This window comes from Lysinibacillus sp. NPDC056220, assembly GCF_049315265.1.
GTDB lineage: Bacteria > Bacillota > Bacilli > Bacillales_A > Planococcaceae > Lysinibacillus > Lysinibacillus pinottii.
This window is the reverse complement of record NZ_JBMOXD010000001.1, coordinates 292,052-316,765: the sequence shown is the minus strand read 5'-3', so window position 1 is coordinate 316,765 and position 24,714 is coordinate 292,052. Positions and strand designations below refer to the sequence as shown.

The 24,714-nt window shown below is 38.7% G+C and carries 31 protein-coding genes and 1 pseudogene; 20 read left to right on the top strand and 12 right to left on the bottom strand.

All coding sequences use genetic code 11. The features are described 5' to 3' along the window. The first annotated feature begins 7 nt into the window (after positions 1-7). Both ACOZBY_RS01590 and ACOZBY_RS01585 read left to right on the top strand, forming a co-directional pair. Positions 8-760, top strand: a complete 753-nt coding sequence (locus ACOZBY_RS01590; protein ID WP_031419077.1) for a prepilin peptidase — start codon at positions 8-10, stop codon at positions 758-760. 34 nt (positions 761-794) lie between these two features. Continuing rightward, complete coding sequence (locus ACOZBY_RS01585) at positions 795-1,517, top strand: gamma-glutamyl-gamma-aminobutyrate hydrolase family protein (RefSeq protein ID WP_031419078.1); 723 nt, start codon at positions 795-797, stop codon at positions 1,515-1,517. A 103-nt stretch (positions 1,518-1,620) separates the two neighbouring features. Here ACOZBY_RS01585 and lexA read toward each other — a convergent pair whose 3' ends face one another. Beyond that, the gene (lexA, locus tag ACOZBY_RS01580; RefSeq protein ID WP_031419079.1) at positions 1,621-2,238 is read right to left on the bottom strand and encodes a transcriptional repressor LexA; all 618 of its coding nucleotides are present in this window, start codon (positions 2,236-2,238) and stop codon (positions 1,621-1,623) included. Between the two features lie 163 nt (positions 2,239-2,401). Between lexA and yneA the strand changes: the two genes are divergently transcribed. Both yneA and ACOZBY_RS01570 read left to right on the top strand, forming a co-directional pair. Continuing rightward, positions 2,402-2,719, top strand: a complete 318-nt coding sequence (gene yneA / locus ACOZBY_RS01575; RefSeq protein WP_230584541.1) for a cell division suppressor protein YneA — start codon at positions 2,402-2,404, stop codon at positions 2,717-2,719. After that, complete coding sequence (locus ACOZBY_RS01570) at positions 2,716-3,381, top strand: YneB family resolvase-like protein (protein ID WP_012293385.1); 666 nt, start codon at positions 2,716-2,718, stop codon at positions 3,379-3,381. The genes yneA and ACOZBY_RS01570 overlap by 4 nt, the downstream gene beginning before the upstream one ends. Positions 3,382-3,399: 18 nt before the next feature. On the opposite strand, the gene def is transcribed toward ACOZBY_RS01570, so the two are convergent. Next, positions 3,400-3,978, bottom strand: coding sequence for a peptide deformylase (gene def / locus ACOZBY_RS01565; RefSeq protein ID WP_422761335.1), 579 nt, complete (start codon positions 3,976-3,978; stop codon positions 3,400-3,402). Positions 3,979-4,121: 143 nt separating this feature from the next. Continuing rightward, the gene (locus ACOZBY_RS01560; RefSeq protein WP_036167522.1) at positions 4,122-4,649 is read right to left on the bottom strand and encodes a GNAT family N-acetyltransferase; all 528 of its coding nucleotides are present in this window, start codon (positions 4,647-4,649) and stop codon (positions 4,122-4,124) included. Positions 4,650-4,839: 190 nt separating this feature from the next. On the opposite strand from ACOZBY_RS01560, the gene ACOZBY_RS01555 reads away from it, so the two are divergent. Beyond that, the gene (locus ACOZBY_RS01555) at positions 4,840-5,073 is read left to right on the top strand and encodes a DUF896 domain-containing protein (protein WP_012293388.1); all 234 of its coding nucleotides are present in this window, start codon (positions 4,840-4,842) and stop codon (positions 5,071-5,073) included. 125 nt (positions 5,074-5,198) lie between these two features. Continuing rightward, positions 5,199-7,193, top strand: coding sequence for a transketolase (tkt, locus tag ACOZBY_RS01550; protein ID WP_012293389.1), 1,995 nt, complete (start codon positions 5,199-5,201; stop codon positions 7,191-7,193). 294 nt (positions 7,194-7,487) lie between these two features. On the opposite strand, the pseudogene ACOZBY_RS01545 reads toward tkt, so the two are convergent. The 6 genes and pseudogenes from ACOZBY_RS01545 to ACOZBY_RS01520 form a co-directional block, all read right to left on the bottom strand. Beyond that, positions 7,488-7,789: pseudogene (locus ACOZBY_RS01545) on the bottom strand (transposase); the annotation flags it as partial. A gap of 262 nt (positions 7,790-8,051) precedes the next feature. Further along, the gene (locus ACOZBY_RS01540) at positions 8,052-8,684 is read right to left on the bottom strand and encodes a response regulator (RefSeq protein ID WP_031419087.1); all 633 of its coding nucleotides are present in this window, start codon (positions 8,682-8,684) and stop codon (positions 8,052-8,054) included. Further along, positions 8,659-9,699, bottom strand: a complete 1,041-nt coding sequence (locus ACOZBY_RS01535) for a sensor histidine kinase (protein ID WP_012293392.1) — start codon at positions 9,697-9,699, stop codon at positions 8,659-8,661. The genes ACOZBY_RS01540 and ACOZBY_RS01535 overlap by 26 nt, the downstream gene beginning before the upstream one ends. Then, a complete protein-coding gene (gene liaF, locus ACOZBY_RS01530; RefSeq protein ID WP_235616136.1) occupies positions 9,696-10,388 on the bottom strand; it encodes a cell wall-active antibiotics response protein LiaF in 693 nt (230 codons plus the stop codon). The genes ACOZBY_RS01535 and liaF overlap by 4 nt, the downstream gene beginning before the upstream one ends. Positions 10,389-10,491: 103 nt before the next feature. Next, positions 10,492-11,130 (bottom strand): PspA/IM30 family protein, encoded by a 639-nt coding sequence (locus ACOZBY_RS01525; protein ID WP_012293394.1) that lies wholly within the window; start codon positions 11,128-11,130, stop codon positions 10,492-10,494. 15 nt (positions 11,131-11,145) lie between these two features. Further along, positions 11,146-11,502, bottom strand: a complete 357-nt coding sequence (locus ACOZBY_RS01520; protein ID WP_012293395.1) for a hypothetical protein — start codon at positions 11,500-11,502, stop codon at positions 11,146-11,148. Positions 11,503-11,844: 342 nt separating this feature from the next. Here ACOZBY_RS01520 and sirA point away from each other — a divergent pair, with 342 nt between their 5' ends. The 3 genes from sirA to ACOZBY_RS01505 all read left to right on the top strand — a co-directional run bounded on the left by sirA (position 11,845) and on the right by ACOZBY_RS01505 (position 13,203). Further along, entirely contained in the window at positions 11,845-12,270 is a 426-nt protein-coding gene (sirA, locus tag ACOZBY_RS01515) for a sporulation inhibitor of replication protein SirA (protein ID WP_025114054.1), read from the top strand. 99 nt (positions 12,271-12,369) lie between these two features. Further along, the gene (locus ACOZBY_RS01510) at positions 12,370-12,588 is read left to right on the top strand and encodes a YneF family protein (RefSeq protein WP_004232154.1); all 219 of its coding nucleotides are present in this window, start codon (positions 12,370-12,372) and stop codon (positions 12,586-12,588) included. Positions 12,589-12,732: 144 nt separating this feature from the next. Continuing rightward, positions 12,733-13,203, top strand: a complete 471-nt coding sequence (locus ACOZBY_RS01505) for an S-ribosylhomocysteine lyase (protein WP_012293397.1) — start codon at positions 12,733-12,735, stop codon at positions 13,201-13,203. A 48-nt stretch (positions 13,204-13,251) separates the two neighbouring features. On the opposite strand, the gene ACOZBY_RS01500 is transcribed toward ACOZBY_RS01505, so the two are convergent. Next, on the bottom strand, positions 13,252-14,223 hold the full coding sequence (locus ACOZBY_RS01500; protein ID WP_036167529.1) for an alpha/beta hydrolase: 972 nt from the start codon (positions 14,221-14,223) through the stop codon (positions 13,252-13,254). 206 nt (positions 14,224-14,429) lie between these two features. Between ACOZBY_RS01500 and ACOZBY_RS01495 the strand changes: the two genes are divergently transcribed. Beyond that, positions 14,430-15,614, top strand: a complete 1,185-nt coding sequence (locus ACOZBY_RS01495; RefSeq protein WP_155273152.1) for an acetyl-CoA C-acetyltransferase — start codon at positions 14,430-14,432, stop codon at positions 15,612-15,614. Positions 15,615-15,636: 22 nt separating this feature from the next. After that, positions 15,637-15,903 carry a YqkE family protein gene (locus ACOZBY_RS01490; protein WP_031419099.1) on the top strand — a complete coding sequence of 89 codons (267 nt, stop codon included), beginning with the start codon at positions 15,637-15,639 and terminating at the stop codon, positions 15,901-15,903. Between the two features lie 175 nt (positions 15,904-16,078). Here the strand turns inward: ACOZBY_RS01490 and ACOZBY_RS01485 are convergent, their stop codons facing one another. Next, a complete protein-coding gene (locus ACOZBY_RS01485) occupies positions 16,079-16,558 on the bottom strand; it encodes a VanZ family protein (protein ID WP_036161007.1) in 480 nt (159 codons plus the stop codon). Next, positions 16,555-17,454: an aldo/keto reductase gene (locus ACOZBY_RS01480; protein ID WP_036167532.1), complete on the bottom strand. Its 900-nt coding sequence runs from the start codon at positions 17,452-17,454 to the stop codon at positions 16,555-16,557. Before ACOZBY_RS01480 ends, ACOZBY_RS01485 begins: the two co-directional genes overlap by 4 nt. A gap of 75 nt (positions 17,455-17,529) precedes the next feature. Here ACOZBY_RS01480 and ACOZBY_RS01475 point away from each other — a divergent pair, with 75 nt between their 5' ends. The 9 genes from ACOZBY_RS01475 to sigF all read left to right on the top strand — a co-directional run bounded on the left by ACOZBY_RS01475 (position 17,530) and on the right by sigF (position 24,712). Then, entirely contained in the window at positions 17,530-18,081 is a 552-nt protein-coding gene (locus ACOZBY_RS01475; RefSeq protein WP_012293404.1) for an NUDIX domain-containing protein, read from the top strand. A 58-nt stretch (positions 18,082-18,139) separates the two neighbouring features. Further along, complete coding sequence (locus tag ACOZBY_RS01470) at positions 18,140-18,652, top strand: hypothetical protein (protein WP_031419104.1); 513 nt, start codon at positions 18,140-18,142, stop codon at positions 18,650-18,652. A gap of 122 nt (positions 18,653-18,774) precedes the next feature. Next, positions 18,775-19,239 (top strand): Fur family transcriptional regulator, encoded by a 465-nt coding sequence (locus tag ACOZBY_RS01465; protein ID WP_008174639.1) that lies wholly within the window; start codon positions 18,775-18,777, stop codon positions 19,237-19,239. 171 nt (positions 19,240-19,410) lie between these two features. Continuing rightward, entirely contained in the window at positions 19,411-20,313 is a 903-nt protein-coding gene (xerD, locus tag ACOZBY_RS01460; protein ID WP_036215027.1) for a site-specific tyrosine recombinase XerD, read from the top strand. Positions 20,314-20,405: 92 nt separating this feature from the next. After that, positions 20,406-21,587 carry a phosphopentomutase gene (deoB, locus tag ACOZBY_RS01455; RefSeq protein WP_031419107.1) on the top strand — a complete coding sequence of 394 codons (1,182 nt, stop codon included), beginning with the start codon at positions 20,406-20,408 and terminating at the stop codon, positions 21,585-21,587. Between the two features lie 12 nt (positions 21,588-21,599). Further along, positions 21,600-22,850, top strand: a complete 1,251-nt coding sequence (locus tag ACOZBY_RS01450; RefSeq protein WP_012293408.1) for a thymidine phosphorylase — start codon at positions 21,600-21,602, stop codon at positions 22,848-22,850. Between the two features lie 273 nt (positions 22,851-23,123). Then, a complete protein-coding gene (gene spoIIAA / locus ACOZBY_RS01445; RefSeq protein ID WP_025114066.1) occupies positions 23,124-23,477 on the top strand; it encodes an anti-sigma F factor antagonist in 354 nt (117 codons plus the stop codon). After that, positions 23,470-23,910, top strand: coding sequence for an anti-sigma F factor (gene spoIIAB, locus ACOZBY_RS01440; RefSeq protein WP_031419108.1), 441 nt, complete (start codon positions 23,470-23,472; stop codon positions 23,908-23,910). The genes spoIIAA and spoIIAB overlap by 8 nt, the downstream gene beginning before the upstream one ends. A gap of 58 nt (positions 23,911-23,968) precedes the next feature. After that, positions 23,969-24,712: an RNA polymerase sporulation sigma factor SigF gene (gene sigF, locus ACOZBY_RS01435; protein ID WP_206700923.1), complete on the top strand. Its 744-nt coding sequence runs from the start codon at positions 23,969-23,971 to the stop codon at positions 24,710-24,712. Positions 24,713-24,714: the final 2 nt, after the last annotated feature.

The window sequence follows — 24,714 nt, the reverse complement described above, 5'->3', positions numbered from 1 at the left end:
CATAAATTTGGAAATGGCTTATACAATTATCATTTTTTTATTTGGTCTAGTGTTTGGCTCTTTTTATAATGTAGTTGGCTTTCGTGTACCGCGGAAGGAGTCTCTTGTACTTCCTTCCTCCCATTGTACAAACTGTCAGAGACCATTGACGGTTCTTGATTTAGTGCCAGTATTGTCTTATCTGTTTATAAGAGGAAAATGTCGGGGCTGTGGCTTTAAAATCTCGTCAGTATATCCAGCGATAGAATTGTTGACTGGAGGATTATTCGCCCTTGCTTATTTGAAGCTAAACTGGAGCATGGAATTCATAGTAGCTTTATCGTTCATCTCATTGTTAGTCATTATAGTTGTTTCAGATTTTACTTATCTGTTAATTCCAGATAAGATTCTTTTATTCTTTTTGCCTATATTGGTCATTGGACGTGTACTATCACCTTTAACACCTTGGTGGGACAGCCTATTGGGTTCACTCGTTGGTTTTGGCATATTATATAGTATTGCGGTTTTATCGAAAGGTGGAATGGGAGGAGGGGATATTAAATTATTCTTTTTAATTGGTCTTGTTCTCGGTACTATTCATACGCTGTTGACTTTATTTTTAGCTGCTATCATTGGTATGATAGTCGGAATAGTTGTCTTATTAAAGCGTAAACAGGGAAGAAAAACACCTATTCCCTTTGGCCCATCAATTGCATTAGCCGCTAATATTGTTTATTTCTATGGAGATTCGTTCATCAAGTGGTACTTAGGTTTTTGGTAAGTATTTAATCTTCAATTTTGTGGAGGGGAATCAAGTGAAGCCGATTATTGGAATTACAGCTTTTGTAGAAGATGATTTATCAGCTCATTTAAATGCTGCTTACAGCAAAAGTATTATTGAGGCGGGCGGTATCCCCCTCATTATTCCGTTAGGGGTTGAGGAAGATGCTGCACAAATTTTAGCCCTTACGGATGGCTTATTGCTATCGGGAGGCTATGATGTACATCCTTTTTTATTTGGAGTGGACCCTTCACCAAAGTTAGGTAAAATTCATCCAGCTAGAGATGCCGTAGAATTAGCATTAATTGAGGCTGCATTTTTACGAAAAATGCCTATTTTCGGTATTTGTCGGGGTATCCAAATATTAAATGTTGCATTAGGCGGGACGTTATATCAGGACATTGATAGTGACCATTATAGTACAAAGCTTATTAAACATATGCAACAGGCCGGTAGATCAGTAGCAACGCATTATGTACAAATTATTGCGGAGAATTTATTAGCCACTATTCTGGAACAAGAGAAAATTGCCGTCAATTCTTTTCATCATCAATCAGTGAATGTACTGGCGGAGAATTTAAAAGTTGCAGCGAAATCAAGTGATGGCATTATTGAAGCAGTGGTACATGAGGAATTACCATTCTGCTTGGCTGTCCAGTGGCACCCAGAGGAATTAGCTATAGCAGGAGATCCGCATGCACAAAAGCTATTTGCAGCGTTTATTGAAGCGAGCATAAAATTTAAAAAAGAGGCTTAAAAGGCCGTTGTCAAAAGAATCCAATAGTTTATGGATTCTTTTTTTGCGTAAAAAAGAGGATTTATGCTCAGTGAAGGAACACAATCCTCAAACCCTCATTTAATTAATGTACACGGCGATACAGACCAACAACTTGTCCCAAAATGGATACTTGATCGACGATAATCGGTTCCATTGATGAATTTTCAGGCTGTAAACGGAAATGGTTTTTTTCCTTAAAGAATCGTTTTACAGTAGCTTCATCTTCAGCAGTCATGGCTACAACAATGTCTCCATTATTAGCCGTTGATTTTTGCTTCACAATCACTAAATCACCATCTAAAATTCCTGCTTCAATCATCGATTCACCCATAATTTCTAGCATGAATAACTGATCCTCACTCGTGCCATATGTATCAGGCAGTGGGAAATACTCTTCAATATTTTCGATAGCTGTAATAGGAGAACCTGCTGTAACCTTCCCTACAAGTGGTACATGGATGACGTGTTGCTTTTGGATGGATTCTTCAGGTTCAAGAATTTCAATAGCACGTGGTTTTGTTGGATCTCGACGAATAAAACCCTTTTGTTCTAATCGAGCCAAATGACCATGAACAGTTGAACTTGAAGCAAGTCCAACAGCTTCCCCGATTTCACGGACTGATGGCGGATACCCTTTAGCTCGTACCTCGTCTTTAATGAACGCTAAAATGTCCTCTTGTCTTTTCGATACTTTTTTCATGATTGCTCACCTCTTTTTTCTAATATCATTCTTCTTATTTGATAGTATAACAGAATGCGAACACGTATGCAAACATAGGTTCGAAAAGTGTTTGACAAAAACGTTTGTTCGCTTTATTATGGGAACATATATTCCGAACAAACATTCTAGAAAAGAGGTTATAATGATGAAATGGTTAAAGAAAAATACACATATCACTATATTATTAGGTGCTTGTTTACTCTTCGCAAGTTACCTTTACATCACTGATCCGGGGGATGTTAATTACGCTGAAATTCAAATTGAACATGGGGATAGCTTGTGGTCGTTAGCCGAACAATACCGTGGTAAAATGAGTAAAGAAGATTGGATTAAACTTGTCAAATCAGAAAATGAGTTAGCAGATATTAAAATCGTGGCGGGTAAATCTCTAGTCATTCCAGTTTTGAGTGATCAAGCCAGTCCCATCAAAACCATTGAAATTGCGAGAAACGAACAATGAAAAATAATCAAATGACGGCTGTTGTCTATTGCCGGGTAAGTACTGAAAAAGAAACGCAAAGCTCCTCGTTAGAGCGCCAACAAGAAGAATTAGTGCTCTGTGCTAAAGAGCAAGGCTATGAAGTAAAGGGTGTTTTTAAAGATAAGCATAGCGGTTATGATGTTGAACGCGAAGGCTTACTTGAAATGCTTGATTTTATAAAAGAGAAGGAAGTAAAAGCTCTTTTTGTACAAGATGAAACTCGTTTAGGCCGTGGAAATGCCAGGATGGCAGTATTGCATTTATTACAAAAATCAGCAACAGATGTTTATTCGATGCGTGATGCAGGACCAGTTCAATTAAACGAAATGGATACGATGCTACTAGAGATTTTAGCAATTGTAGAAGAGTATCAACGTAGAATCCATAATGCGAAAATCCGCAGAGGTATGCGACGTGCTGTGGAAAATGGCTATCGCCCTGAAAATAACCTATCCAATCGTGGGAATCCGCATGGTCAGGAACGGAAGGAACTCCCTGTTGATGAAATCGTGAAGCTACGTAATCGTGGTTTTACCTTTGAGGAAATTTCCATTACTCTTAGAGGATTAGGCTTTGAGGTAAGTAAGGCAACCGTACATCGCCGATTCCAAGAGCATCAAGAAAAATTAGCAGGCAAATAATATAGCCTGCTAATTTTTTTAATACAAGCTTTCGATAATAACATTTTGGGGTAGTTGAAAAGGGTTATCTTTATTAATTCGATCATAAAACATAATACCATTTAAATGATCGATTTCATGTTGTACAACGATAGATTCATAGCCTTTTAAAGACAAAATAAATTCCTGTCCATCAATAGTATAGGCTTTTACTTTAATTCGTTCATATCTTGGTACAAAACCGTGAACTGGTCGATTAACAGACAGACACCCTTCTCCCTCAGGCAAATAGATCATATTTAAAGAATGGCTCATTACTTTTGGGTTAATGAACATCATTTCGTGTTTTTGGTCATGATCTTCAAAAAGGACAGCAAACATTCTTTTATCTACGCCAATTTGATTTGCAGAGAGGCCACTACCAGGACGTAGCTTATACTTTTTTGTTAAAATCGGATCTTGGCTGTTTTTTAAATATTGAAGCTTAGAAAATAATATATGTCGGTCCTCTAAGGGAACTGGTATGGCAACATCTTGTGTTTGTTTTCGTAATAGGACCGAGTGTTCTTTTACAAAATCTTTCATAGTAATCATGTAATCAGGATGAAATTTTGCCATCGAAAAATACCTCCTCCGTATTCAGAAGTTTTTTCAAGCTAATTTGTATGGTCGGATCATCCATTATTGACCAAGTGCCTAATACCATTTACAGGAACTTCTTCCATTTCCACGAGCTTAGTAGTTTAGTGTTTAATGTTCTTCTAACCTCCTAACAAATTGTCCCACTCTTCACGTAAGACTGCGTAATAGTATTCGTCCCACCATTCATCCCCATATGGTATACATTTTTTAAAAAAACCTTCACGCCTCATTCCGATTTTTTCCATAACTTTATAGGAAGCGATATTTTCGGGCTGACACGTTGCAATAATTCTATGAAGTTTCTTTTCATTAAATCCATAGTCTAATACAGCATGTGCAGCTTCAGAAGCAAAGCCTTGATTTTGGTAAACTGGATTTAGTACCCAACCGATTTCATATGTATGATCACCGAAATAAGGATGGAAAACAATATGACCAATCACTTGCTTGCAATTATTTGAAACAATAGCAAAATGTTTTGCTTTGTCGCTGCTATTTTCTTTAATAAATTTCTTTGCCTGATCTTCAGTGAAAACACCTTCAGGCATATAATGCATCACTTTTTCATCTGAAGTATAGCTATAAACAGCTTCCCAGTCCTGTTCTTGAAATGTTCGAATGAGTAATCGCTTAGTTGTCACGTTCACATGTATATCCTCCAATATATAGTTAAATTTTTCCTTCCATATAATACTTATACACTTCAAACATCTGGAAGTCATGTATTTTTTTATTTCAACAGTTTGAATAAGGGTTGGTATAACTGCATTTAATGGGAAACCGTGCTATACTTTGCATACCGAAGTCAATAAGATAGGTACTGAAAGGTGTGTAACTATGTTATCAAAAGAAAAAATTAACCGTATAAATGAACTTTCTGCTAAAGCAAAAAATGGTCAACTAACGGATGAAGAGGCAAAGGAGCGAACAGCGCTTCGTAAAGAATACTTGGATACATTTAGAGCAACGATGCGTGATACGATTGAAAACGTAAAAGTGGTTGATGCAGAAGGAAATGATGTCACGCCAGAGAAGGTAAGACAAGCGAAAAAAAATAAATTTCTAAATTAATGTGACACAATTTAATAAAGTATGTATGAAAATACAAATAGTATAACAAAAGCATTGTTTTCTAAAGCAATGTTGACTAAACTGTAGAAGAACAATTATAGGACGAGAAAGGATGTCACAATATAATGACTCAACATGCGGATTTATTAGCAATTAATGCTATCCGAACTTTGTCAATCGATGCTATTGAAAAAGCAAATTCTGGTCACCCAGGTTTACCAATGGGGGCAGCGCCAATGGCTTATACGCTTTGGACAAAACAATTACGCCATAATCCAGCGAACCCAAAATGGTATAATCGCGATCGTTTTGTATTATCAGCTGGTCATGGTTCCATGCTTCTATACAGCCTACTTCATTTAGGCGGCTATGGTTTACCAATGGAAGAAATTCAAAACTTCCGCCAATGGGATTCATTAACACCAGGACATCCTGAATATGGTCATACAGTAGGTGTGGAAGCAACAACTGGTCCTCTAGGACAAGGTATTGCCATGACTGTAGGTATGGCAATGGCAGAGCGTCATTTAGCAGCTACTTACAATAAACCAGGTCATGACATCGTTGACCACTATACATTTGCATTATGTGGTGATGGAGACTTAATGGAGGGCGTAGCAGCAGAGGCTATTTCATTAGCTGGTCACTTAAAACTTGAAAAATTAATCGTGCTTTACGATTCTAATGATATTTCTTTAGATGGAGACTTAGAAAAGTCATTCTCAGAAAACGTCCAAAAACGTTTTGAATCTTATGGCTGGAATTATTTAAAAGTTGCAGATGGCACAGATGTTGATGCGATTAATGCAACTATTGAAGAAGCTAAAAAATCAACTGGCAAACCAACATTGATTGAAGTGAAAACAGTGATTGGTTTTGGTTCACCAAATAAATCGGGTAAAGCGGATTCTCATGGTGCACCACTTGGTACAGATGAAGTGGTATTAACAAAAGCTGCCTATGAGTGGGCACATGAGCCTTTCCAAATTCCTGCTGAAGTATATGATACTTTTAATGCTGCGGCTGAGGTGCAAGGAGCACAGTCTGAAGAAGCTTGGAATGCGAAATTTACTGCTTATAAACAGGAATTCCCAGAATTAGCAGCTCAATTTGAACAGGCTATGAAGGGTGAATTACCAGCAGACTTCGCTTCGGAATTACCAGTGTATGAAGCTGGTAAATCTGTAGCAACACGTTCTTCTTCGGGTGATGCGATTAATGCTATTGCTAAGAAAACTCCATCATTCTTTGGTGGCTCTGCTGACCTTGCTGGCTCTAATAAAACAACGATGAAGGGTGCAGGCGACTTCTCAGCGGACGATTATGCTGGTCGCAACATCTGGTTTGGTGTGCGTGAATTTGCAATGGGCGCTGCTTTAAACGGTATGGCACTTCACGGTGGTTTAAATGTATTTGGTGGTACATTCTTCGTGTTCTCAGACTATGTGCGTCCGGCAGTTCGTCTGTCAGCATTAATGGGTCTACCTGTAACGTATGTATTTACACATGACTCGATTGCTGTTGGCGAAGATGGTCCAACGCATGAGCCAATTGAACACCTTGCATCACTACGTGCAATGCCTAATTTATCTGTTGTTCGTCCTGCGGATGCAAATGAATCAGCTGTTGCATGGGAGCTTGCCGTTGCATCAGAAAATACGCCAACAGTATTAGTATTGTCTCGTCAAAACTTACCTGTTCTTAACGCTTCTATTGAAACAGTACGTGAAGGTGTGACGAAGGGTGCTTACACAGTATCACCTGCAACTAAAGCAGTAGCGGATGCTATATTAATTGCAACAGGCTCTGAAGTATCTCTTGCAATTGAAGCTCAAAATGCATTAAAAGGTGAAGGTTTGGATGTAGCTGTCGTTTCAATGCCATCTATGGATCGCTTTGAAAAACAAGATGCTGCCTACAAAGAATCTGTTTTACCAAAAGCTGTCACTAAACGTCTTGCGATTGAAATGGGTGCATCATTCGGCTGGCATAAATATACTGGCTTTGATGGTGATGTGCTTGCAATCGATAAATTTGGCGCATCAGCTCCAGGTGAAGTAGTAATGGAAAAATACGGATTCACTGTAGAAAATGTAGTTGCGAAGGTAAAAGCTCTATAAGATTTTTAATAAAGTACCGCAACACTCAGCGTTTGTATCAATTCGCTGGGCGTTGCGGTACTTTTTATAGCAAGTGAGAATCAAATGTTAGGTATTGAGTGACGTATCACTAAAGGAATTAACAAATATATCTGTGGCAATAATTTTCAAAAATATCCCAAATCAAAAAAACTGCATATGGTTATGCAGTTCAGACTGTGACAAAAGGAATTGAGAAGTTCACACTCGATTTTTATGTTTAAAAATGGTAATTTGATATCCCATAAAACAGACTCTTCAAGTATAAGAACTCTTTTAAGCCGCCAGCCACGTCCAAGTAGCTAGTTTCTTTAAATTCATGGCAGCAAGAGTTAGTATCGCCTGCATGGACAATTTTTCAGACCTCTAGGTTGTCCATCGCATACCATTGCATCGGCAAAGACATGCTCAATCGTTTCTTTACGCTTGCATAAATTTGTTTGACGTCATAGGAATGGCGTAAATGTTCAGCTTCCTCCACATACAGTTCCCAAGTATGGCGTTGAATGAGTTTTTTGTAATTCTTACTTTCCGTACATTGGGAAGGCTTGACACTTCGCACAAATCAAAGGTTTCGATGTATTAGCACCTCAAAATTTACTTTTCAACATCCTATATAGATGGGGCACTTTATGTAGAAGTTGATGGGAACGAAGGGCGGTGACTCCAGCGGGAAAAGCGGGAAAGACGAGATCCTGGACTGAGCGAAGCGAGGGAAGCAGCTCGACCCCGCCCGCGGAAAGCGTCCGCCCGTAGTGGAAATCAACGGCTTTACTTTATTTCATTGAGTTTGTCTACAGTCTGAACTGCATATGGTTATGCAGTTTTTTTATGTAGGAATTATTTGGCAAGCCCATTTTGAAATGCATAGACAACAGCCTGTGTACGATCCTGCACTTCTAGCTTTGCTAGAATATTGCTAACATGTGTTTTCACAGTTTTTAAAGCAATATATAGCTCATCGGCGATTTCCTGATTGGCTTTGCCCTGTGCCATTAATAATAGGACTTCCATTTCACGGTCAGTAAGTTGCTCGTAAAGAGGTGTATTATTGCCGTTGCGCATACGGTGCATCATTTTAGATGTGACTTCTGGCTCTAAAACCGTTTCGCCACCCATTGTTTTACGAATGGCTTCCGCAATTTGTTTAGCATTAGATGTTTTTAAAATATAACTTACTGCTCCTGCCTCTAATGCAGGGTAGACTTTGTCATCATCTAAAAAGCTAGTCACCATCATGATTTTTGCCTCAGGCCATGCCGCTAAAATTTCTGCTGTTGCCTCAGCACCAGTCATAATGGGCATAACATTATCCATTAAAATAATATCAGGCTTTAAGGCAAGAGCACGCTCAACTGCTTCTTGCCCGTTTTCAGCCTCACCAACAACTGTAATATCAGGCTGTGCGGATAAGTAAGCTGAAACGCCTATACGCACCATTTCATGATCATCCACTATGAGTACTTGTATCATTACTATTGACCTCCTCCTTATGTAGTGGAATTTTTACTTCGACAATCGTTCCTTCTTCAGGGACTGACACAATTTTGTATGTGCAGCCTATTTCAACTGCACGTTCAGCAATATTTTGCAAGCCGTAAGAAGTGGATTTATCGGCTTCTACATCAAAGCCCAAACCATTATCTTGAATGCGTAAAATGGCTAAGTCATCTCGTGCAACAAGCAACAATTCAACCTCACTTGCTTTGGCATGTCGAAGTGTATTAGAGAGGGCTTCCTGGGCAATGCGGAATAAGTGATCTTCTTCTGCTTTCGTTAATGCCATTTCTTCTAGCTCATATTCAATATGAAAGTAAACCTTTTGCTGAAGCTCAATAATTAATTCCTCTAAGCCTTGCGCAAGCGTTTTATTGCGGAGTGCAACAGGGCGTAAGTGTAACAGTAACGCACGCATTTCGAGCTGTGCTTGTTGTACTATTTTTTCCACTTGCTTTAAACTAGTCGCATTTTCGTCACTTTCAGTTAAAGCAGAAAGCAACATGGAGGCCGCAAACAATTGCTGCGACACAGAATCATGTAATTCTCTAGCCAGACGTTGACGTTCAGCAACGATGCGTTCCTGAATAATTTTGTCATGAGCTTCTGCACGTTCATTGGATAAGCGCTGTAGGCTTTTACGCTGTGTATCTATTAATTCACTTGTTTGAATAAGTGCTTTTTTTAATGGTTTCGGAAGGGCTTGCTTTTTAGAAAGTACAAAATCAGGCTCAATTAACTGTTTGACAATTTTTGTTGCTTGAGCCTCTCGGGCACGAGCAGTCATACTAATCCAACTGGCAAAGAGGAAGCTTAGAGCAAATAGGCTGACTACAATAATTCCGCCAAGAGGAAAATTATTATAATTTTGTCGCCATAAAGGTTCCCAAGCTTTTTCATCAGGATTTCCCCATACGGCAACAAGCAATCCGAATGTAGCGCTCATTAAAATGAAAAATAAGGTAAATAATCTTGAGATAAAGGCAATCATTTACGCAGCACCTCCAAATCTCCAAGCCATGTTGCAACATGAATAATTAATATGCGTTTTGCATCCTCTGGATTTCCATCAGAAAAGCTAACACTTTCATTTAAAATACGTTGTGGGCCCACATGTAAGCAAGTAAGCTCACCGAATAGGGTAGTATAGTGTATACGAAAAGGTATTTCATATGGGACATAGATTTGTACTTTACCGATACCTTGACGAATCGTAATTAGACTTGTGCCAGCAGGCAAAATCGTTTGAGTCGTATCCACTGTAATATCCCCTGCTAAACGTTGAATCTGCACATCTTGCCATTTGTATGCCTCTGTTGGTGCTTGGATGGTGCCAATTAAGTCGTTTTTCGAAGTAGATAGTTTTTCAAAAAGCTCTGCACCGACTATTTTTGGTTCATTTTCTCGTTGTAAGTATTGATAAAGCATATATAAGAGCATTATGACAATGAATAGACGGAGGCTCCACATTGTGAATAATGCAATCGCGATGAAGAATATGCCGGTCCATTTAAAAAAGCGAACTTTTTTAGAAAAGCTTAAATAAAGCAGTACGGCCCCAATCAATAAACAAAAGGCGCCACCATTATTAAAAATAGTAAGCTCCACAAAAACGAGTAAAAAGAAGCATAGTACCCAAAATGTGAGCTTATTTGTAGTGAAATTCTGCAAGAGGGTCACCCTTCTTTCTACTAATAGTATAAAAGAGGGAATGGGACCCTCTGTTTTAAAACGTGAAAGAATGCGCCGGCTAGCGAGGGCGCATTACTTCCATTATAACATGTTATTTATTTTCAATTAGCAGTGGAGAGCTTTCCTCTGCAGCTTTTTTTTCTAATTGTGCCAATCTTGCTTCAAATGTTGTAACTTCATGATCTTTGTCAATTTGATAAGCTAATTTATCAATATAAGCTTCCAAATCTTCAAAATTTGTTTTATTGTTTTTGGCAATCATACCGTCCATTTGATGATGGGCACGCGTGACGTTTTCTTTGCCCATTAACTGTAATTGACGAACTTTCATGTCTTTAATTTTATGTTTCATTGTTTCGAATTTACGCTCTAGCTCGAAATATTCACGTGTACTTGCTTCGATACTCGCTTGTAACGTATGATTACGGGCAGTGTAAGCTGTCACTTCATCCATTGCAAAATCAATTAAATCTTGCTCGCCACTAGTTTTCGCTAATGTCAGTTGAGATTCACGTTTAGCAAGTAAATCTGCATTTTGTTGATATTCTTGCTCAAGCTTTTCTTTTAATTGTCCTTGACGTTCTAATAATTTACCTGTTTCTTCTGTTTGTTTTTCAGCTTCTCGGATGTACTGATTTAACATAGCAATTGGATTTTTTTGTTCCTTCTTATCAAATAACTGATGTAAGTCTGCTTCTACTGTATATCTAAAACGTTGAAATAAATTCATATTTATTCTCTCCTTTTATTTTGTTAAATTTGACCATTCTTTTTCGAAGTTTGTAAATGGATCTTCTTCTTTTTTACCTTCAATTGTTGGGATTTTTACTTCTTCGCCATTCCATTTTTTATAAATGACATAGACAATAGCGATTGCTGCAAGACCAATCATTGCAGGAATATTAGATACTGCTGATAGAATACCGATTAAACCAACCGCAAACCAAAAGATTTTACCGAAATTTGACTTGCTTGCCATGTAGAAATGCATCCCTAGTGCTACAAATAGTCCGGAGAATAATAAGCCTGCCAATGGTCCGATTAAGGCAAGTGCAACACATGCTGCGATAACGCCTCCAGTTAATAAAAGAAATTTTCTCATTTGTTTTAGCTCCTTTCGTTTGTACCTTTATGTTACCTATTATCAAGATTGTCTAAAACGGACTCGAAATTGATTTTCTACTAGGTCTTGAGGCTGAGAACTATCTAAGCTGCAACAAAAGTGGATTTTTGGCGTACTCAATGAGTAGATATTGCTTGTTTTTTAGGAAAAATAGCCGTTCATTTTTAGAGCAAATTATCATCTGCCATAAAATAATTTTTAGATCCTAAACTAGAAGCTTTTCGACAAAAATAGAAGATGAAAGCTTCCTCCGTTTGACAAATTAACAAGATGGGATGAGCTATACTTATGGAAAATAAACTGAGCGAAGGAGGATTTCTGGTGAGAACCTATTCCATATATAAGATAAAAGAAGAGCATTTAACGTTTATTTTTGGCAGAGAACGAAAGTTATTAGAGATGATGCAAGGCTGTGAAGACGCCAATGAGAAATCCTTAAAAGAGCTTGCGTATATATGTGAATCCGTTCGTTTTGATGAAATAGCAGCAATGTTAGAGCATCAACTTGATTCCAAATATGCACATTTAGAAAGAGCTCGTAATGCTTTGTTTTTAGAACATCCGATAAAAGGCAAAATGGCTATTTATTTAGTCGATCGTAAGATTTGTGTTTATTGTGAAGGCTCACGAATGCTAGATTTAGATTTATTTCAAATGCTTGCCAAGATGAGTGAACGATTTATAGCTTTCAATAAACAAGATAATGAATGTGGGTGGTTGAAACCTATGAAGTATACAATGCACTAGGAAATTTCACTACAATATATAGTAACATGCTATCATTTGGTGTATAATGGAGCGTGGAGAGTTTTTTCTCGGTATATTGTAGTGGAGGAGGTTGGTTGTATGCCTACATGGGGCTGGATTATTATCGTAATTATCGCATTAGCAGCGGGAGCGGCACTTGGTTTCTATTTCGCTCGTCAAGCTATGATGAAATATTTAAAAGAAAACCCACCTATTAATGAGCAAATGATTCGTATGATGATGGCACAAATGGGTCGTACGCCGTCTGAAAAGCAAGTACGTCAAATGATGGCACAAATGAATAAATTCCAGAAGTAATTTGGAATGTTCCGAGCAACTAGTTCAAGCTTAACTAGTTGTTTTTTTTATTTTTAATAGTATTTAAATAATTCTTAAAAATCATACAACTCTATCGGGAAACTATGTATAATGTAGTTACTATACGGAAGGGAGTTGTGTATATTGCAAAAAGAAAAAACAAATGTAGAAAGTTTTGATCTAGATCATACAAAAGTAAAGGCACCTTATGTTCGTTTAGCAGGTGTGAAAACGGGCAAAAATGGCGATGAGGTTTATAAATACGATATTCGCTTTAAACAGCCAAATAAGGAGCATATGGAAATGCCTGCATTGCATTCTTTGGAGCATTTATCTGCTGACATTATCCGTAATTACTCTGATCATATTGTTGATTTCAGTCCAATGGGTTGTCAAACAGGCTTCTATGTGTCCTTGATCAATCATAATGATTATGAGGATTTATTAGCTATTTTAGAGAACACATTTACAGATGTGACAAAGGCAACCGCAGTGCCTGCATGCAATGAAGTGCAATGTGGCTGGGCTGCTAGCCATAGTTTAGAAGGGGCCAAAGCATTAGCGAAAGAGTTTTTAGCGAAACGTGATGAATGGCATATTATTTTTGAAGATTAAATAAAATAAAAACCTTGCGAGTAAAATAACGCAAGGTTTTTCATTGCCCTAAAAATGGAATGGAATGACATTCGAAGAAGAAGAATCCCGATTGATTTTTTGATAAATAAAATTGTCTAAAAAATCATGAATTAAATCCTCATATTCATCCATATTTTCATTAAAGGATTGTGCATGTGCCCCCGTATCAAAAAGTTTTAATTTTTTTGGACCGGTTTTTTTATTGTAGAGATCGAGTGACATGGAAGCTGGAATAAACGTATCTGGAATACTATGGATAAAGAGCACAGGTTTTTCAATATGTGTGACGGCTTCGGCAGGTGTTACACTTTTAAATGAGTAGCCGTCCCGGAGGCGGACAAAGAAATCGGCAAAACGGATGGGAATAATAGAGCCATATTTAAATTCTGTTTTGGCTATTTGCTTGAGCAACATGGAAAAATCGGAGAATGCACAATCTGAAATATAAAAATCAGCACCATCTTCCACCGTACCTGCATAAAGTAACATTGTTGCTGCACCCATAGATTCCCCATGAATACCTAGTATTGCATCCTCACCGATCATGGCTTTTACTGTATTAACTACAGCATCAAGATCATTTTTTTCATAGTGACCATAGCTAGTTGTTTTGCCACCAGATTCGCCATGACGCCGATGGTCAAAGATAACTGAATTATAGCCTAGCCTTTCAAATAGCCGAGCGTATTTGACGGAGTTTATTTTATTTTCTGTAACGCCGTGACATATGATGATGGTGTTATTGGTTTGTAACGGCTGAAACATAATTCCTCTAATTGTGTAGCCATTTGGAGAATCAATATTAAGTTCGCATTTCAAGTTTTTATTGTACCAAGCCTCATCAAAACGTTTGGCAGTCGTTTCTCGTTCACGAATAAATTCTGGATCTTTTTGTTGAATATACATTAATTTATTGGAAAGCGCGAAGCCGAACAGACCAGTAGCTGCAGCGGCAAGCGTTGTTGTAATACCAGAGAATAAAAGCATCTTCTTTTTCATGATAAAACACCTCCACATGCTATTTCTTATTTGTAATGTTCCCAACTGAGATTGTTTAAAACACGTCAACATTTTACAATAACTTTGGCAAAACTGCGATTATTTCTATTATCGAAAATCGTCAAAATATTTGTTAAAATATACATATCTGCTAGTAGCATATGCAGCAGTGTTGATTTTTGAACGGGGAAAAGGGGAGAATGGACATGATAAATGAGGTAGTAATCGTGAGTGCTGTTCGAACAGCTATAGGCTCATTTCAGGGGACATTAAAAGACGTACCAGCTGTAACTCTAGGTAGTATTGTTATTAAGGACGCTTTAGCACGTGCAGGAGTAGCTGGGGAACAAGTCGATGAGGTCATTATGGGGAATGTGTTATCGGCTGGTCTTGGACAAAATCCAGCTCGTCAGGCAGCGATAAAAGCTGGTTTACCAAATGAGGTGTCAGCACTAACAATTAATAAAGTTTGCGGATCAGGTTTAAAGGCTGTGCATTTAGCGACGCAAGCTATTTTAGCTGGTGATGCTGAAATTATCGTGGCTGGAGGCTTTGAAAATATGAGCCAAGCCCCTTATGTTTTAAAAAATGCGCGTGAAGGCTTCCGAATGGGCGATCAAAAGGTTGTGGATACTATGATTCATGATGGTCTATGGTGTGCATTTAATGATTATCATATGGGCATTACAGCTGAAAATTTATGTGATATGTATGAAATTTCGAGAGAAGAACAGGATGCTTTTGCAGCACGTTCTCAGCAACGTGCAGAGGCAGCAATTGCAGCTGGTAAATTTGAAAATGAAATCGTCGCTGTCGAGATTCCACAGCGTAGGGGAGAGCCTATTGTATTCGACAAGGATGAATTTCCGCGTGCAGGCGTGACAGAGGAATCTCTAGGTAAGCTACGCCCAGCATTTAAAAAAGATGGTTCCGTAACAGCGGCTAATGCTTCAGGTATTAACGATGGAGCTGCGGCAATTGTTGTGATGTCTAAGAAAAAGGCGCAAGAGCTTGGTATTCAGCCGATGGCGATTATTACAGCCAATGCAAGTGCGGGAGTAGATCCTGCAATTATGGGAACTGGTCCAGTTAAAGCAGTCCAAAAAGCACTGGCTAAGGCAGCAACAACTTTAGAAGAAATCGATGTGATTGAAGCAAATGAAGCTTTTGCAGCACAATCGATTGCTGTTGATCGTGAATTACGCTTTAATCATGATAAACTAAATGTAAACGGGGGTGCGATTGCTCTTGGTCACCCAATTGGTGCAAGTGGAGCTCGTATTTTGGTCACACTCTTACATGAGATGGAAAAGCGTGATGCAAAAATGGGCTTAGCCACTTTATGTATCGGAGGTGGTCAAGGCGTAGCCACAGTAGTGAAGCGTCCTTGATGTCAATAAGAAGGTGAATGAAATGGGAAAGAAACGAAAACAACAGCAACAGACAAGCAATAGCATGACAGCAAGCTTGCCAAAGCAGGAGGCAGTCACATTGGCAGACCAACTAGGTGGCGATGTGCTAGCTAAATTAAAGGCGGCAAAGCAAGATTTATCCATGAAAGAACAGGCTGCAGAAGAGGAACGCCAAGCTAAACTAGCTTTTGAACGTAAGCAGCGAGAAAAAAATAAATCATTTGAAGAATTACTAAATGAGTATGGCGATAAAGGCACTAAATATTAACAAGAAAACAGTGAATTCACACTTGTGGAATCACTGTTTTTAATTGTAAGTAGAGAAGCAACAAATCATTTTGCTTCCCCTCAAATTTTAGAAAAAGCAGGGGCTACCTTGTATCAAGAAACTGAGTTTTTGATTATTGAAGATTCCTTTATTGATTTATATAAAAGACAAAAGGCTAATATAGTGCCTTTTGTCTTTTATTTTTCAACAATTTCCTGAACACAGCAACAGCACTAACAAAAATAATAGCTCCAGCTGTATCAACAAGCACATCTTGGCCGCTCATTGTACGACCTGGTGTAAAGCTTTGACGAAATTCATCAAGTATAGCAATAAATGCTGTTCCAGCAATAGCAATAGTTGCTGCGAAACGGTGTTTACCCCAAGCAAAGTATAACCCAAGCGCAATGCAGCCAAATCCGATAAAATGTGTTAGTTTACGAATTAAAAATTCGACAAATGGAAAATAACCACGTTCTTCAACTGATACGACTGTGTCCCAATAAGGGATTTTTAAAAAGGATAGTTGTTTTTCAAAAGGTTTATCTGCTAATAAATTTTTAAGCTCTGGTAAAATACTTTGTTGTTCGTAAGTCATACTAGAGGAAATAATTAGCACAACTAGACAGATGATAAAAATCAACCACTTTTTCATCGATGTTCTACATATTGTTCATTTTTTGTTAAAGTGTTTGCTGCTTCCAAGTCGGTTATAGCAGTCATGCTTTCATAGGCAGAGAGGGTCTGTGCTAGTTGCTCCTGTGAGCTTGCTCCAATTACTGTAGAAGCGATTGCAGACTCTTTTAAATTAAAAGCCAGTGCCAGTGCATGTAAATTATTATATTGTGAAGCTAAACTTGTTAACGTTGTTGTTAACTCTTCTGAAGAATAGTTGTTAAAACCTTTTACTCCCTGAAGACGTTGCTGCCAGCTATTTGTTAATAAGCCCTTAGCCACTGTGCCACGTGTTACAACAGAAGCGCCTTGGTTCGCAATAAAGTCAAACCACTCCTCGGGGCGGCGATCTAAAGCACTATATTGCATCATGACGCTTTTAGCTGAACTTGCAGGTAAAAAACGTTGCAAAACGTTTGGACGAATCGAAGAAATGCCATATTCTCGAATAAGTCCTTCTTTTTTCAAGCGCTCAAAAGTGTCGATAATCCCATCCCAATCATCTCCGATTGTACCACCGTGTAACTGATAAACATCAATGTAGTCCGTTCCTAATCGTTTCAAACTAGCATGAATAGCTTGTCTTATATAGGATGGCGAAGCATCCCATTGCCAGCCTTCTGCACCTTCAGTCCAGCGATTACCTACTTTTGTGGCAAGGATAATCTCTTGACGACGTTTCCCTAATGCCGCACCTAGGATCTCCTCATTCGTACCAAAATCATATAAATCGGCAGTGTCAAAATAATTTATGCCCGCATCTAATGCCATATCGACAATAGTTGCTGCTTGCTTTTTATCTGTGGAAAGTGACATGCCTCCTAAACTAATTTCTGAAATGAATATTTCACTAGTGCCTAGCTGCCTCTTTTTCATGAAACGACCTCCTTCGATTTCTCTACTTGTAATGGTACAATGAACATATCTGAAGGACAAGCGAGGTTATCGTCTATGAAAAAGTTTGAGGAAAAAACGACAAAAACGACACCCATCTATGACGGAAAAATTGTAAAGCTACAGGTTGATGATGTCATATTACCAAATGGTCAGGTTGCAAAGCGTGAAATTATCAAGCATCCTGGAGCGGTTGCGGTAATTGCTGTGACGGATGAGGGTAAATTAGTGTTAGTGGAGCAATATCGAAAGGCACTTGAACGTTCTATTGTTGAAATTCCAGCGGGGAAACTTGAACCTGGTGAAGAACCAGCGATGACAGCTCGCCGTGAATTAGAGGAAGAGACAGGCTACGGCGCGCATAGCCTTACATACTTACAAACATTTGCAACGTCACCGGGGTTTGCAGACGAGATCATTCATCTATATGTAGCGAAGGATTTGTATATCATCGACAATAAAGCAGCGTTAGATGAGGATGAGTTTGTCGAACTTTTAGAAGTTTCGTTGGAAGAAGCACAATCAATGGTGGGGGATCGACGTATTTTTGATGCTAAAACTGCATTTGCTGTACTTTGGCTTGCTACCTATTTAGAAAATAATCTTTAGCATAATAGAGACGGACGAGCATAAGCTGTACAAACCTTGATAGAAAAGGAGCATGTTTATGTCTCGTACGGTGTCTATATTTTATCACGCTTCCATCATTGCAGTTAGCTTTGTTTGTGGCGTTATTTTCTTTCATATTTTTGGTGGATCGAAAGCGGAACCGTTTATTTTATTTATAGAACCTCGTTTAGCTGATGGGGACAGGCATTCGATTTTTCATTTAGTGCTTCCTGTTGCCATTTCCATAGGTCTTGTATTAATACTAGCAACTCACAGTGTGTTAAAAATTTTAGTACGTGTAACTGTAGCCATGCGTGCAACTTTTTTTGGCTTTAGTTCTGTATTTTTATTACAAAAACTTGAAGCTTTTTGGCTTTATACGATTTGGTGGTTTCCATTTCAGCTTATCTATTGTATATTGTTGCTAGTCCTATGCAATTTACTTGTACCCGCTTGGTCAAAGCGAAAAATCGGGAAGCAAGTATCTGGTCGGACAATTTTGTTGAATTTTATCGCATTTTTCATCATAATAGTTGCTGAGTTTATTGTTGTTTCATATGTGTTAAAATGATGGATTTAATAGACAGAGATTGTGATCAGATAAAAAAGTAAAAGCGTGTTAGAAATCTATTCACTATCTTGTAATAGGATTTACTCCTTTGGTATAATGGAAAGAGTTTAGGGGGGCGTCACATGGAGAGCCGAATTGATCGTATAAAAAAACAGTTGCATAGTGCTAGTTACAAGCTGACGCCGCAGCGAGAAGCAACAGTTGCTGTCTTGCTTGAGCACGAAGAAGACCACCTAAGTGCTGAGGATGTATATCTTTTAGTAAAAGAAAAAGCACCAGAGATTGGTCTAGCGACTGTTTATAGAACGTTAGAATTATTAACTGAGCTCAAAATTGTCGACAAAATCAACTTTGGCGATGGCGTGTCGCGCTATGACCTACGCCAAGAGGGAGCTGCCCATTTCCACCATCATCTAGTTTGCATTGAATGTGGAGCTGTTGATGAAATTCAAGAAGATTTACTTGAAGATGTGGAAGCCGTTGTTGAAAAGCGTTGGAACTTTATTATAAAGGATCACCGACTAACTTTCCACGGCATATGCTGGCGCTGTCATGATAAAAACGACGAATCGAATGAAGAAAATTAACGAAAAGCTGTCTGTTTTAATCTCTAGTATAGATTAAATCGGGCAGTTTTTTGTTTTTTTATGAAATAATCATCCTTATTATCGTTAGTTTATGTCGAATGGAGGGGGCTTTAGCACATTTCTAATAGCCATGCTAAAATAGAAAATAATTGACAGTGAGGGGGCGTTGTGATGAATGAATTTCAATACGCAGTAGAGGATTATATCCATTTTATCCAAGTGGAACGGCAATTATCTGTTAATACATTAGCATCCTATCGCCGAGATTTAGAAAGCTATGTAAATTTTTTGCAAAATGCAGAGGGTATGGCTAATTTTAACCATATAGAAAGAACGACCATACTACGACATTTAGAGCAACTACGTGTACAGGGGAAGACAAGCCGTACGATTGCTCGCCATATTTCATCTATTCGTAGTTTTCACCAATTTTTACTACGAGAAAAGCGTGCTGAATCAGATCCAACGGTCCATTTAGAAATGCCAACAATTGAGCAAAAATTACCGAATATTTTATCTATAGAGGAAATCGAAGCCTTATTGACTGCGCCGAATAGAAGTAAGCCACAAGGTATCCGTGATTTAGCGATGCTGGAACTATTATATGGTTCGGGTATGCGAATCAGTGAGCTTATAGCCTTAGATTTAGCAGACATTCATTTAACAATGGGATTTGTTCGCGTATTTGGGAAGGGTGGAAAAGAAAGAATCATTCCACTTGGCAAAAGTGCTTTATCAGCCATAAGTACCTATTTAAATAATGCTCGTGGTCAATTACAGGGAAAATATCCAAAAACTGATGCGTTTTTTATTAATCAAAGAGGGAAACGTTTAACAAGACAAGGTTGTTGGAAATTAATGAAGGAGCATGCTTTAAAGGCAGGCATCCAACATGAGTTAACACCACATACATTGCGTCACTCTTTTGCTACTCATTTAGTCGAAAATGGGGCTGATTTACGTGCTGTACAAGAGATGCTAGGTCATGCAGATATTTCAACAACGCAAATATATACACATATTAGTAAAACAAGATTATCGGAAGTATATAAGCAATTTCATCCACGTGCTTAAAAATTTCAGAAAATTTTTTTCGGTCGGATGTCTGACCTTTATTTTTCGCATTTTTTTGGTAAAATAGAGTCATGAGATTGGAGGCAATAATGATGAATAAACCGTTTAACAAAATCCATGTCGTTGTAATGGACTCTGTAGGTATTGGTGAAGCGCCAGATGCTGCAAATTTTGGCGATGTAGGAGCACATACATTAGGACACATCGCTGAAAAAATGAATGGGCTTACAATGCCAGTAATGGAGTCAATGGGTTTGGCAAATATTGAACCGCTGCAAGGTATGCAAGCGACAAACGAGCCGAAAGCATACTATGGGAAAATGCAAGAAGCTTCTGTTGGGAAAGATACGATGACAGGGCATTGGGAAATTATGGGGTTAAATATTGATAAGCCCTTTAAGGTGTATCCTGATGGATTTCCTGCAGAGTTGATTGCTGAGCTAGAAAAACGTACGGGTCGTAAAGTACTCTGCAATCAACCAGCGAGTGGTACGCAGGTTATAGAAGATTTCGGTAAAGAGCATATGGAAACTGGAGCAATTATTGTCTATACATCAGCTGATCCGGTATTACAAATTGCTGCACACGAGGAAATTATACCATTAGAGGAATTATATAAAATCTGTGAAATTGCGCGTGAATTAACATTACAGCCCGAGTATTTAGTCGGTCGTGTAATCGCACGTCCATTTATAGGTACGCCAGGGGACTTCTCCCGTACTTCAAATCGACATGACTATGCGCTGAAGCCATTTGGTCGTACAACGATGAATGTCTTAAAGGACGCGGGTTTAGATGTAATTGCAATTGGTAAAATCTCTGATATTTTCAATGGTGAAGGTGTCACAGATGCTGTACGTACTAAAAATAATACGGATGGAATGGACAAATTTGCTGAAGTTGTCCGCCGTGATTTCCATGGAATGAGCTTCCTAAACTTAGTAGACTTTGATGCTAATTTTGGACACCGTCGTGATCCACTAGGCTACGGACAGGCATTGGAAGAATTCGACGCGCGACTGACAGAAGTTACGAGTGCAATGTCAGAGGATGACTTATTAATTATTACAGCAGACCACGGAAATGATCCAACCTTCCACGGTACAGATCATACACGCGAGTATGTACCGTTAATTGTCTATTCTCCACGTTTTAATGGTGGTGCTGAACTAGAGCTTCGTGAAACTTTTGCAGATATTGCAGCTACAGTGGCTGAGAACTTCCAAGTAGAAGCACCAGCATTTGGTAAAAGTTTCTTACAAGAATTGAAATAGGGGGTTTTTCGAATGAATATGGTGCAATTGTTTGAAAAGAAAAAACAAGGATTAGAGCTCTCACAAGCTGACATTCAGTATTTTGTTGATGGCTATACGGCAGGTTCCATTCCTGATTATCAAGCAAGCTCACTCTTAATGGCGATTCGACTTCTAGGAATGTCTGATGATGAAACGTTTTATTTAACAAAAGCAATGATTGAATCAGGGGATGTCATTGATTTAACGTCTATTGAGGGTTTTAAAATTGATAAACACTCAACAGGTGGCGTTGGTGATAAAGTCACACTTGTAGTCACACCTATAATTGCATCTCTAGGAATTCCGGTAGCTAAGTTTAGTGGTAAAGGTCTAGGCATTACAGGTGGTACAATCGATAAGTTAGAGTCCATCCAAGGCTTCAAAACAGAGCTTTCCTCACAAGAATTCATTGATAATGTCAATCGACATAAAATTGCAGTTGCTGGGCAAACAGGTAATCTTGTACCAGCCGACAAAAAGTTGTATGCATTAAGAGATGTGACAGGCACGGTGGATTCGATCCCATTAATTGCTGCATCTATTATGAGCAAAAAAATCGCTAGTGGTGCAGATGGTATTGTGCTAGATGTTAAATGTGGTTCAGGTGCGTTTATGAAAACGCAAGAAGAAGCACAGCGATTAGCTGATACAATGACAGCGATTGGGGAAAAACTTGGACGCAGAGTCGTTGCCCATATTAGTGATATGGATAATCCTCTTGGTAAAATGATTGGTAATAAGCTTGAGGTATTAGAAGCCTATGCATTATTAAGTGGTCGTATGGAAGAAACACATGAGGATTTACTAGATGAATGTGTAGTCATTGCTTCTTTAATGTATCAAGTTGCCGCAGGTGTTGATGAAGCAGAAGCAACTGCCGCAGTTAAGCGCGTACTAGCAGATGGTTCTGCGGCTGCGAAATTTGAGGAGTTTATTGTTGCACAAGGTGGGGACGTATCAGATATTGTACAAAATGAAACGGCCCATAAAGTTTCAGTTGCGGCAGTGACGGAAGGTACTGTGGAAACGATTAATGCCCTTTTAGTTGGTGAAGCTAGTGTTAGTCTAGGTGCTGGACGTTTAACAAAGGAATCCACGCTTGATTACGATGCAGGCATTCAACTGGTAGCTAAAAAAGGCGATCGTGTAAAAAATGGGGATATTATTGCTTATTTATATGCCAATAACCAAATCAATCAAGATACAATTCTTAAAATACAGCAAGCTTATACAATTGTATAAAATTTCTTTTGCGAGAGCTCTCACAGACGAGGGTTCTCGTTTTTTTTGTTGTTCCACCATTAAACCTATGAAATGTTTACATTTCGTATAAATTTCATATTGAGATAACTGCCGCTTGTTTAAAACACGTTCACTTATCCCATACTGCACGTAAACCTAAAAAGCTATAAGTATGTCGATTTGACACTATTTCAGAAGACTTTGCACTAGTTCTGTCAACCGCAAGGATTCAGCGTATTAAATGTGGAATTGCACGAGGAGGAGGCGATGTTCATGCATTTTCAATTAGAAATGGTCACAAGAGAGACAGTCGTTATACGTTTATTTGGGGAGCTCGATCATCATGCAGTAGAGCAAATTCGAGCGAAAATTTCTGCAGCAATTTTCCAAGGCACTGTGACGACCATCATTTGGAACTTAGAAGGGCTATCTTTTATGGATAGTTCGGGAGTAGGTTTAGTGCTTGGTCGTATGCGTGAGTTAGAGGCAGTTGCTGGGCGAACTATTTTATTGAATCCATCGCCAACCATGCGAAAAGTTTTTCAATTTTCAGGTTTAGGGCCTTGGATGATGGATGCAACAGAGGAACAAGCGATTGATCGCGTAAGGGGGATTGTAAATGGATAACGAAATGACATTAACTTTTTTAGCACTTAGTGAAAATGAAGCCTTAGCCCGTGTTGCGGTCACAGGCTTTATTGCTCAATTAGACCCAACTATTGATGAGCTGTCTGAATTTAAAACAGTTGTCTCAGAAGCAGTTTCCAATGCCATTATTCATGGCTATGAAGAGGATGGCAAGGGTGTTGTCACTGTTCATGCTAAACGTGAAGATGACGTTGTAACGGTGTCTGTAATGGATAAAGGGATAGGAATTGAAGATGTGAGTCAAGCAATGGAGCCGTTATTTACAACAAAAAGTGTAATGGAGCGCTCAGGTATGGGCTTTACGATTATGGACAGTTTTTCTGATCAGCTAACAGTCATGTCCAAGTGGCGAGAAGGAACAACTGTAACATTTACGAAGAAATTTTACACAGTTCGGACAGCGGTAATGTGAGGGTATCATCGTGAAGCCGTTAGAACAGTCGTCCGAAAAGCTTTTGTCTCAGGAGGAAATGCGTGATTTAATAGCACGCGCACAGCAGGGCGATCATGAGGCTCGTAAACGAATGGTAGAAGGCAATACGAGGCTTGTATGGTCCATTGTTCAACGTTTTACAACGAGAGGTGTTGAGCTCGAGGATTTATTCCAGATAGGCTGCATAGGACTCATGAAATCAGTAGATAAGTTCGATTTATCGTATGATGTTAAATTTTCAACCTATGCAGTACCTATGATTATTGGTGAGATTCAACGCTTTTTAAGGGATGATGGCATGGTGAAGGTGAGTCGCTCTATAAGGGAGCTGAACTTTAAAATCCGACATGCTACAGACGAATTTATTAAAAGGAATGAACATCCGCCAACGATTCAGGAGCTGGCTCAAGTACTTGGTGTGACAACCGAGGAAATTGTGACAGCATCAGATGCATTGAGAGATCCAGCCTCTCTACATGAGCAATTGTATGAAAGTGAAGGAGATTCCATCACATTGATGGATCAAATGAAGGATGAAAAATCCGAGCAACCATTTGATTATATCCCCCTTAAAGAAGTGCTTACAAGGCTTGAACCGAGAGAACAGTCTATCATTTATTTACGGTATTTTTCAGATTGCACGCAAACTGAAATTGCAAATAGGCTAGGCATATCACAGGTGCAAGTATCCCGTTTGGAGAAAAAAATTCTAGCTCAATTAAAAAGCTGGATGGCTACAAGTGCAACTGTGGAGCAAGAAGTAATAAAAAAAGACATCTAAGA

Coding starts and splice junctions, on each gene's coding strand:
- lexA (WP_031419079.1), bottom strand. CDS start 2,238: ATGAAAAAAGTATCGAAAAGACAAGAGGACATTTTAGCGTTCATTAAA.
- yneA (WP_230584541.1), top strand. CDS start 2,402: ATGATGAAATGGTTAAAGAAAAATACACATATCACTATATTATTAGGT.
- ACOZBY_RS01570 (WP_012293385.1), top strand. CDS start 2,716: ATGAAAAATAATCAAATGACGGCTGTTGTCTATTGCCGGGTAAGTACT.
- def (WP_422761335.1), bottom strand. CDS start 3,978: ATGGCAAAATTTCATCCTGATTACATGATTACTATGAAAGATTTTGTA.
- ACOZBY_RS01555 (WP_012293388.1), top strand. CDS start 4,840: ATGTTATCAAAAGAAAAAATTAACCGTATAAATGAACTTTCTGCTAAA.
- tkt (WP_012293389.1), top strand. CDS start 5,199: ATGACTCAACATGCGGATTTATTAGCAATTAATGCTATCCGAACTTTG.
- ACOZBY_RS01540 (WP_031419087.1), bottom strand. CDS start 8,684: ATGATACAAGTACTCATAGTGGATGATCATGAAATGGTGCGTATAGGC.
- ACOZBY_RS01535 (WP_012293392.1), bottom strand. CDS start 9,699: ATGATTGCCTTTATCTCAAGATTATTTACCTTATTTTTCATTTTAATG.
- ACOZBY_RS01525 (WP_012293394.1), bottom strand. CDS start 11,130: ATGAATTTATTTCAACGTTTTAGATATACAGTAGAAGCAGACTTACAT.
- ACOZBY_RS01520 (WP_012293395.1), bottom strand. CDS start 11,502: ATGAGAAAATTTCTTTTATTAACTGGAGGCGTTATCGCAGCATGTGTT.
- ACOZBY_RS01510 (WP_004232154.1), top strand. CDS start 12,370: ATGCCTACATGGGGCTGGATTATTATCGTAATTATCGCATTAGCAGCG.
- ACOZBY_RS01500 (WP_036167529.1), bottom strand. CDS start 14,223: ATGAAAAAGAAGATGCTTTTATTCTCTGGTATTACAACAACGCTTGCC.
- ACOZBY_RS01495 (WP_155273152.1), top strand. CDS start 14,430: ATGATAAATGAGGTAGTAATCGTGAGTGCTGTTCGAACAGCTATAGGC.
- ACOZBY_RS01490 (WP_031419099.1), top strand. CDS start 15,637: ATGGGAAAGAAACGAAAACAACAGCAACAGACAAGCAATAGCATGACA.
- ACOZBY_RS01485 (WP_036161007.1), bottom strand. CDS start 16,558: ATGAAAAAGTGGTTGATTTTTATCATCTGTCTAGTTGTGCTAATTATT.
- ACOZBY_RS01480 (WP_036167532.1), bottom strand. CDS start 17,454: ATGAAAAAGAGGCAGCTAGGCACTAGTGAAATATTCATTTCAGAAATT.
- ACOZBY_RS01475 (WP_012293404.1), top strand. CDS start 17,530: ATGAAAAAGTTTGAGGAAAAAACGACAAAAACGACACCCATCTATGAC.
- ACOZBY_RS01470 (WP_031419104.1), top strand. CDS start 18,140: ATGTCTCGTACGGTGTCTATATTTTATCACGCTTCCATCATTGCAGTT.
- ACOZBY_RS01465 (WP_008174639.1), top strand. CDS start 18,775: ATGGAGAGCCGAATTGATCGTATAAAAAAACAGTTGCATAGTGCTAGT.
- xerD (WP_036215027.1), top strand. CDS start 19,411: ATGAATGAATTTCAATACGCAGTAGAGGATTATATCCATTTTATCCAA.
- deoB (WP_031419107.1), top strand. CDS start 20,406: ATGAATAAACCGTTTAACAAAATCCATGTCGTTGTAATGGACTCTGTA.
- ACOZBY_RS01450 (WP_012293408.1), top strand. CDS start 21,600: ATGAATATGGTGCAATTGTTTGAAAAGAAAAAACAAGGATTAGAGCTC.
- spoIIAA (WP_025114066.1), top strand. CDS start 23,124: ATGCATTTTCAATTAGAAATGGTCACAAGAGAGACAGTCGTTATACGT.
- spoIIAB (WP_031419108.1), top strand. CDS start 23,470: ATGGATAACGAAATGACATTAACTTTTTTAGCACTTAGTGAAAATGAA.
- sigF (WP_206700923.1), top strand. CDS start 23,969: ATGCGTGATTTAATAGCACGCGCACAGCAGGGCGATCATGAGGCTCGT.